The 679-nt window shown below is 73.6% G+C and carries 1 pseudogene; it reads right to left on the reverse strand.

Going from position 1 to position 679, the window contains the following annotated elements:
* Nucleotides 1–679 (reverse strand): annotated as a pseudogene (locus AB8Z36_RS41440) (D-alanyl-D-alanine carboxypeptidase); the annotation flags it as partial.

Below are 679 nucleotides of genomic sequence, written 5' to 3' on the forward strand. Positions count from 1 at the left end.
GCGGGGTGTTGGTCAGCTCGGCGAGCAGGTCGATGGGCGGACGGGGCGGCAGGGGCTGCTGGGTCGTCCGCTCGACCGGTGCCTGGGCTGGCGTGGGCGCCTGGTCTGTCTTGGGTGCCTGGTCTGTCTTGGGCGCCCGGGGTCCGGCGGCGGGGGCGGCCGGTTTGGCCGACGGCTCGTCGAGGGGCTTCAGCGCGACGAACTTACTGGTCCGCTCGGCATCGGCCTCGGGCTTTGCGCCGCCCTTTGCAGAATCGTTCCCCTGGGCGTCCTGCGACCACTTCGGCCCCTTCCGGCCGCTGGGAGCCTCCGGGTCCTTGTGATCGCCGATCTTGAGCATCGCGGTCGGCTGGTCGACCGACTTCGGCGGCACGGGCGCCCTGAAGACGGCGGTGGCCTGATCGACCCCGGAGGTCTTGGGGGTCTTGGAGGCGTCGGCGTCCTTGGCGTCCTCGGCGGGGGCCTTGGCGTCGGGCTTGGCGTCGGGCTTGGCGTCGCCCTTCGGGCCCTTGGCGTCCTGGGCACCCTTGGCTGTGCCGGAGGTCCGGAAGACGGCGGTGGCCCGGTCGACACCGGGGGCGGCGAAGACGTCGTCGGTGGCCTGCGCCTTGTCGTCGTCCTGGGCGCTGCCCTTGGCCTCGCCCTTGGCGGGGGCCGAGGGCTTGGCGGGGGCCGAGGG

The sequence above is a fragment of the Streptomyces flavofungini genome (genome assembly GCF_041028215.1).
Classification (GTDB): domain Bacteria; phylum Actinomycetota; class Actinomycetes; order Streptomycetales; family Streptomycetaceae; genus Streptomyces; species Streptomyces flavofungini_B.